We start from the raw sequence: 6,428 nt of genomic DNA, 5'->3' as shown, positions 1-6,428 counted from the left end.
ACTATATCCAGATAACTAACGCGTAATCTTAAGTGGAGCGGAGTTTTTCCGCTCCAAAATAATTGCCGTTTTTGGATCAAATTTTACATAAACGCAACAAGCTTCGACATGTAAAAGCCAAATAGGCCACAGCGGTAAAAAACCGACTGCATATTTCAGCGTGTCGGCGGAATTTACGCACTAATGATTTTCACTCGAAAAATCCCTTTTTCACGAGCTTGCCCTCTTTTACGCAAAACTCCCCTTTCGCGATCACGCTATCTAGGTTTAGAGCTTCGTCAAATACCGCAAAATCAGCATCAAAGCCTACTTTTATCTCGCCTTTGCCGTTTAAATTTAGGTATTTTGCGACGTTTTTGCTCATCATGCTTAGAGCTTGCGGGATGGTTAGGATTTTATTTTTCACGCAGGCTTTAATGACCTCTAAATTTGTCTCGCACGAAGCGCAGCCGTAGCCAACCAGCGCGCCGTTTTCGTCAAATCTAGGCACGCTGCCGTTGCCGTCCGAGCTCATCGTTAGGCGCTCTAAATTTAGCCCGTTAGCAAGCCCATACGCGATAGCTTCATGAAGCGGGGCAAATTTACTTCCGCCGCTCGTGATGTCGATGTAGCCGCCCATTTTTTGAAATTTGATCGCCTCGTCAAAAAGCTCCTTCGTCCGCGCGCAGTGCGTCGGCGAAAAGTAATTAATCGGGAACGAATAGTCCTTGATCACGCTAAAAATGAGGTCAAATTTATCCGCGAGCCCGCCCATGTGCATGTGCAGCACGCCGCCTTTTTTCGAGATCATGCCGCCGATGCGGATCTGCGTAAGGGTCTTGATGAGCTCCTGAGAGGTCGGGTAGCTGCCGCGGTTGTCGCTCATCGCGATCTTACAGCCGATGACCTTGTCGATGAGCACCAGATCGCGCGTGACGGAACCAGTAAATGTAACGCTAGGCAGAGCGTAAGAGCCTGTATGGATGAAGGTCGAGATGCCCTCGTACTCGAGCGCCTTGGCCTTTGAGTAGAGATTTTCGAGACTCCTCGTGCACCCGTCGGTACCCAGCGTGCCTACGACCGTCGTCGTGCCGTAGCGGATGATTTGCGACAATGTTATTTCGGGCGTTCGCGAATGATAACCAGCCTCGCCGCCGCCGCCCGTGATGTGCACGTGCTGATCGATGAGTCCGGGTGCTAAAATTTTGCCCTCTAGGTCATAAACCTCAAGCCCATCGACTCGAAAATCAAGCTCCTTGGAAACGGCTAAAATTTTACCGCCTCCGAGTAAAACGTCGCTCCTGCCGACGTGCTCTGGCGCGTATAGATCGGCATTTTTAAGTAACAGCATATTTTCTCCTTTGCTTTGGGTTTTTTTATTGTAAATTTTACGTTTTCTGGCTTATTTTCATTGCGATGTCACGCCGTCATTTTACATCAAATTTGATAAAAACCAGATATTTCAGTTTTTATTGGAGAAGCAGTGGTTTGAGTGATGCTTGGTTTTATTTTTGTAGATTTAGCTGGAGGTCAAATTTAGCCGGCTATCCGCTTAGCTGCACGCTCTCTTCTATTTTCATTAGCCCCGTAAATACGCGCCTGGCAGCCTCTTTTTGCTCGTCCGAGATTTCGATTTTTTTCTCGTTTAAAAGCAAATTTACGAGATCTTCGTTTTGCAGCGTCTGGACGTCAAATTTTCTCGCATTTGCGGCGATTTTTGCCGCGAGAGGATTTTTTGATTTAAAATTTTCGTATGGCATCTTTCTCGATTTTTAGTGGATTTTTAGGGTTATTATAAAAAATTTGCAGTAAATTTTAGCTCAAATTTAAACTCGGCGCGCACCCCGCAAAACAAGAACGCGCAACCGAGTTAAATTTTAGCCGCCAGCCGAGTCTAACGCTTTAAAATTTTAGCGTTTTCGCAGCCGACCTCTAGCCCCATCTTGCACGCTTTTTCGTAAAATTTAACCGCAGCTTTGACGTCCGCACTTACGCCCATGCCGCGCTCGCTCATGAAGCCGGCTTCGTTGCAGCCTTTAGCTAGCCCAAGCTCGCATGAGTTTTTATAGAGCTCGTACGCTCGCGCTTCGTCTTTTGCTATGCCAGCACCCGTCTGGCACGCGTACGCTAGCGCGTAGCAGCCCAGCTTATCGCCCATTTTGCATGCTCGCTCGTAAAATTTAGCCGCCGTACTAGGCTGCTTTGCCGCGACCTTTCCGCTAGCGATCATCGCGCCCAGATCGTAGCATGCCCGCGCGTGTCCGCCTTCGCACGCTAGATTAAAGAGCCTCGCCGCCTCGCTAAAATCCGAAACTCGGTACATCGCTAACGCGTCTTCAAACTGCTTGTTTGCCAAATTTGCAGGCACGCTCGCAAGGACGCTAGTCATCTCGTTTGAGGATCTTGTTTGCGCCGCAAAAAGCGCGCTCGCGGCAACAATCAAACAAAGTAAAATTTTTCTCATACTGACTCCTTTTTATGAGGTTTCGATTTAAATTTTAGCCCTTTTTGATAAACATAAATGAAATTTTAACTAAATTTGCCGAGCCGCACGCTCGCAAAGACCTAAATTTAGGCTCTAAACGGTCAAATTTTGGTCCTATTTCGGCAAGATTTTATTCATCGCAAAACCGCAAAATCGCCCCGTGACGCTATCTCTACGGTAGGAAAATAGCTCCTGCGTCTCAAACGTACAGCGCGGATCAAACTCCGCTCGCTCAACGCCAAGCTGCGCAAATTCGTCCCGCAAGGCCGCTTCCATGTCAAATTTGCCGCCATTTTTATAGCGGTTAAACTCGGCCAGATCTAGCTCACCAACCTCGTAGTTTCGCGCTTTGATGTTTGCGCCGACAAACACGCGCAGATCACCAGCCTCGCAGCCAAACTCGCTCGCCATCAAATTTACTGCGTTCGTGCAAATTTTACCCGTTACGCCCGCTCTGCCCGCATGCACGGCGGCAACTACGCCCCGCCGCTCGTCCGCTATCAAAACGGGTGAGCAATCGGCGACCAAAACGCAAAGCGTAACGCCTCTAAGCGCCGTTATCACGCCGTCGCAAGGCGGTAGCTCATCCTCTAAATCTCGCAAAATTTCCACGCGATTTGAGTGAATTTGGCGCATAAATTTTAGATTGTCGGGCGCTACGCCGATTTGCTCGGCTAGGATTTCGCGATTTTTAGCGACGTTTGCGGGCTGGTCTCCGACGTGACCCGCCAAATTTAACCCCTCGTACTCACCGTCGCTTACGCCGCCAAAACGCGTCGTAAAGCCGAGTTTTAAGCGCTCGCTCTCAAAAACTACGTCTAAAATTTCCCGCTTCATTTTTCCTTTTTCCTCGCCGTCCGCTCCGTATAGAGTGTGGTTTTGCAAGCTAAATTCGCAAGCTATAAATTTTCGCCTCGCAAAAGCTTAATAAAGGCTCGCGATATGCTGCGACTCGTCCCAGCTGATCTCGCTTTTGCCGCCGTTTTCGGCACTGCGGCCAAACTCCAGCTGCCTAGCTACGTAGCGCGCGAGCAGGTCGCTTTCCACATTTACGCGGCGCCCAGGCTCAAACTCGCCAAACAAGCTCTCTCGAAAGGTGATCGGGATGATCGTGAGGCGCACGCCGGTCGGCAAAACTTCGTTGATCGTAAGACTCACGCCCTCGACTGCGATACTGCCTTTGTTCGCCATCAAAGGCATGACGCTAGAGGGCAAATTTATATAAAAATCAACCCCGTTTTCGCGCCGCTCTATGCGCGCGACCTCGCCGATAGCGTCTACGTGGCCTTGCAGCAGATGTCCGTCCACGCGGTCGGCTAACCGCATCGCAGGCTCGATATGCACGCGTCCGCGCAAATTTTCCGTCGCGATATGCACTCTGGTTTCAGCGCTAAGCTCCACGCTAAAGCCGTCTGCGTGTAGCTGCGTCACGCTCAAGCACGTGCCGTTTACCGCGACGCTATCGCCTAAATTCGGGCGATATGCGGCTTTTAGTCGTAGGGTATTTTGCGAATAGCTCGCAACCTGCGCGATCTCTCTAATCAGTCCGTTAAACATTTTTCGTCCTTAAATTTTGAGCTATTTTATAAAATTTAGCCTCAGAGCGGGCTAAATTTACCGTCTAAATTTTAGCCGCCCGATTTTTGCCGCGACGCAAATATGCAAAACTAGCAGGATGATCGCGCCCCGCCTCGGTAAATTTAATACACTTTAAAAATATTAAGATAAAATAGGAACTTAATCTTAAGCCACAAGAAAAGATAAACTTGAAAAAATCACGACTAGGCCTACTCGAGACCGATATTTTAGACGTTTTGGATCAAAACGAACTCGCTAAATTTAACCGCGAGTTTCTAGTCAAAGGCGCCGCGATCTACGCCGAATCCATCAAAGTCGTGATATTTAAAAGCGGCTCGGGCAAGCTCTCGTTTTTCGAGGACGGCGAAGAGTTTATCGTCTATCATCTCCAAAAAGACAACATCTCGATCATAGACGACGTGTGCGTGCTAGAGATCCTAGAGGACAGCGAGATCTACTCGATCGATGCAGACGACATGGGCGAACTGCTAAAAAACGAGAGATTTGCCAAAGCATACGCCGACACGCTCGTAAATATCTCCTTGCTGCAGCGCCAAATCATAAAATCGATACTTTTTGAAAGCGCGAAAGGGCGCATCGCAAACTTCCTCGTCGAGCTCGCCGCCGAGCAAAATTTGACGCAAAACGGCTATCACTACGTCTTTTTACCGTTTTCGCTAAAGGTGCTTTCAAGCTTCGTCGGACTCAAGCGCCAAAGCGCAAGCACCGCGTTTAACGAACTAATCAAAGACGATATCATCAGGCGCATAACCCCGCATGAAATTTTGATAGTGGATTACGAAAAGCTACAAAGCTATACGAACTAAATTAAATTTACGCGCCTAGACCCGCACCGCAAAAACGCTAAATTTGAGTTTTTAAATTTAATGTAGTTAAATTTGTAAATTTAGCAAGATGTGAGATATTTCAGACAGAATAGGCGTAGTTTAAATAGTTTTTGATTAGGCGTGACGGGAGCATACATGTAGTATGTGACCGAGCGCCTTAATCAAAAACTACTTTTAAAATCCGTTCATTTATGGGGAATTATTTCTTTTTCATGTCAAATTTATTCGCCATAAATCCAACTAACCCCACAAAGAAAAGTCCGCCGCAGATATTGCCTAGCGTAACGGGAACTAGGTTTTTACCGATGAAATTTCCCCAGTTTAGCACTTCTAGTTTTTCAGCCGTGATGCCGTGCCCTAGAGCCGTAGCCGCAGCGGTGATATCTCCGCCGTTTGCCGCGATGTAGTGAGCTTTAGCGATGATGGCTTCTGTTATGATAAACATATTTGCTACGCAGTGTTCCATAGAGCATGCGACAAACGCGCCTATCATCCACATGATCGCAAAAAATTTACCCGCAAGGTTGCTCTCGCTGGTCGCAGTCCAGATAGACATACAAACAAACACGTTACAAAAGATACCGCGGATAAATAGCTCGTGAAACGGAGCAGTGATCTTGCCTATACCTGAGGGTATAAAGTGTTGCAAGATATAGCCGTCGTATTTTAGCGGTAAGCCAGAGTAATAATACATATAAGCAATTAGCGCGCCGCCGACGAAGTTAAAAACCCAAACGATCGCCCAGTAGCTAAAGGTCTTGCCTAAATTTAGCTTGCCTTCATACGCGCTAACGCCGCTTAAAACCGAGCTAGTAAATAGATGTCCGCCGTAAAAAACGACCATCATGAGACCGCAGCTAAAGGTGATGCCGCCGATAAAATTTGCAAGACCGATAGACTGCTTTTCAGCCATGCCCACGGTCGAGTGCGCCCAGAAAATATCGCCCATAGCAATCGCCGCGCCCGCCATGATAGCTAGAAAAATAATGCTTACTAACGGAGTATGCGCCTTGTGCTCCATCGAATTTGACACCGCTTGCGCGGTTTCTGCAGGATTTAACATGTCCTTCTCCTATTTTAAATTTTTATCTATCTCCAAAATGCGCTCGTAAGCTTTTTGCGCGCTTTTTTTTGCGTTTTCGCTTAAACCCTCTTTAAAATCAAGCACGTTCTCAAGCAAAACGCTAATACCCAAAAATAGCGTTTTGGGACAAATTTTACGCAGGTAGCTTAAAAGTACGGGCGTAGGCAAGTTGTGCGTCGAGTAGATATAGTCGCGCTCGTTGCTAAGATCGAAAAACTCGATCGCGCCGTCTTTAAACCCGCTCATAGCATCTACCACGACGATGATATCAGGCTCAAATTCTCTAAGCGCGCCAAACTCGTTTTCAGGCACGTCCTGTCCGTAAAATACCCGCCAATCTTTCAAATTCGCCTCGACGATTCGCCCGGTTTCGTTGCCTACGTCGTCGTCGCCGCGCATGGGATTGCCGATGCAAAGCAAAGCCTTTTTCATCCTAAAAGCCCTCCGTGCGCTA

8 protein-coding genes are annotated in these 6,428 nt (G+C 47.8%); 1 reads left to right on the top strand and 7 read right to left on the bottom strand.

The genetic code is table 11. The annotated features are described in order from the left end of the window. Positions 1-190: 190 nt before the first annotated feature. The 5 genes from iadA to Q0386_RS00835 all read right to left on the bottom strand — a co-directional run bounded on the left by iadA (position 191) and on the right by Q0386_RS00835 (position 4,021). Complete coding sequence (gene iadA / locus Q0386_RS00855; RefSeq protein WP_299025739.1) at positions 191-1,330, bottom strand: beta-aspartyl-peptidase; 1,140 nt, start codon at positions 1,328-1,330, stop codon at positions 191-193. Between the two features lie 193 nt (positions 1,331-1,523). Next, positions 1,524-1,739: an acetyltransferase gene (locus tag Q0386_RS00850; RefSeq protein ID WP_122873355.1), complete on the bottom strand. Its 216-nt coding sequence runs from the start codon at positions 1,737-1,739 to the stop codon at positions 1,524-1,526. A 134-nt stretch (positions 1,740-1,873) separates the two neighbouring features. Next, complete coding sequence (locus tag Q0386_RS00845; protein ID WP_298055121.1) at positions 1,874-2,443, bottom strand: tetratricopeptide repeat protein; 570 nt, start codon at positions 2,441-2,443, stop codon at positions 1,874-1,876. Positions 2,444-2,578: 135 nt separating this feature from the next. Next, complete coding sequence (locus Q0386_RS00840) at positions 2,579-3,301, bottom strand: polyphenol oxidase family protein (RefSeq protein ID WP_299025730.1); 723 nt, start codon at positions 3,299-3,301, stop codon at positions 2,579-2,581. A gap of 87 nt (positions 3,302-3,388) precedes the next feature. Then, entirely contained in the window at positions 3,389-4,021 is a 633-nt protein-coding gene (locus tag Q0386_RS00835) for a riboflavin synthase (protein ID WP_299025727.1), read from the bottom strand. A 209-nt stretch (positions 4,022-4,230) separates the two neighbouring features. On the opposite strand from Q0386_RS00835, the gene Q0386_RS00830 reads away from it, so the two are divergent. Continuing rightward, positions 4,231-4,869, top strand: coding sequence for a Crp/Fnr family transcriptional regulator (locus Q0386_RS00830; protein WP_299025724.1), 639 nt, complete (start codon positions 4,231-4,233; stop codon positions 4,867-4,869). A gap of 220 nt (positions 4,870-5,089) precedes the next feature. Here Q0386_RS00830 and Q0386_RS00825 read toward each other — a convergent pair whose 3' ends face one another. Next, a complete protein-coding gene (locus Q0386_RS00825; protein WP_299025721.1) occupies positions 5,090-5,953 on the bottom strand; it encodes a formate/nitrite transporter family protein in 864 nt (287 codons plus the stop codon). A 9-nt stretch (positions 5,954-5,962) separates the two neighbouring features. Continuing rightward, the gene (locus tag Q0386_RS00820; RefSeq protein WP_002948666.1) at positions 5,963-6,406 is read right to left on the bottom strand and encodes a hydrogenase 3 maturation endopeptidase HyCI; all 444 of its coding nucleotides are present in this window, start codon (positions 6,404-6,406) and stop codon (positions 5,963-5,965) included. Positions 6,407-6,428 lie beyond the last annotated feature (22 nt).

This window comes from uncultured Campylobacter sp. (genome assembly GCF_938045625.1).
In the GTDB taxonomy this organism is placed as follows: Bacteria; Campylobacterota; Campylobacteria; order Campylobacterales; family Campylobacteraceae; genus Campylobacter_A.
Note: the sequence above shows the minus strand (reverse complement) of the source record. Positions and strands in the feature narration are given on the sequence as shown.

What these genes read in the sequence shown, in the direction of transcription:
- iadA (WP_299025739.1), bottom strand. Translation starts at nt 1,330, where the DNA reads ATGCTGTTACTTAAAAATGCCGATCTATACGCGCCAGAGCACGTCGGC.
- Q0386_RS00850 (WP_122873355.1), bottom strand. Translation starts at nt 1,739, where the DNA reads ATGCCATACGAAAATTTTAAATCAAAAAATCCTCTCGCGGCAAAAATC.
- Q0386_RS00845 (WP_298055121.1), bottom strand. Translation starts at nt 2,443, where the DNA reads ATGAGAAAAATTTTACTTTGTTTGATTGTTGCCGCGAGCGCGCTTTTT.
- Q0386_RS00840 (WP_299025730.1), bottom strand. Translation starts at nt 3,301, where the DNA reads ATGAAGCGGGAAATTTTAGACGTAGTTTTTGAGAGCGAGCGCTTAAAA.
- Q0386_RS00835 (WP_299025727.1), bottom strand. Translation starts at nt 4,021, where the DNA reads ATGTTTAACGGACTGATTAGAGAGATCGCGCAGGTTGCGAGCTATTCG.
- Q0386_RS00825 (WP_299025721.1), bottom strand. Translation starts at nt 5,953, where the DNA reads ATGTTAAATCCTGCAGAAACCGCGCAAGCGGTGTCAAATTCGATGGAG.
- Q0386_RS00820 (WP_002948666.1), bottom strand. Translation starts at nt 6,406, where the DNA reads ATGAAAAAGGCTTTGCTTTGCATCGGCAATCCCATGCGCGGCGACGAC.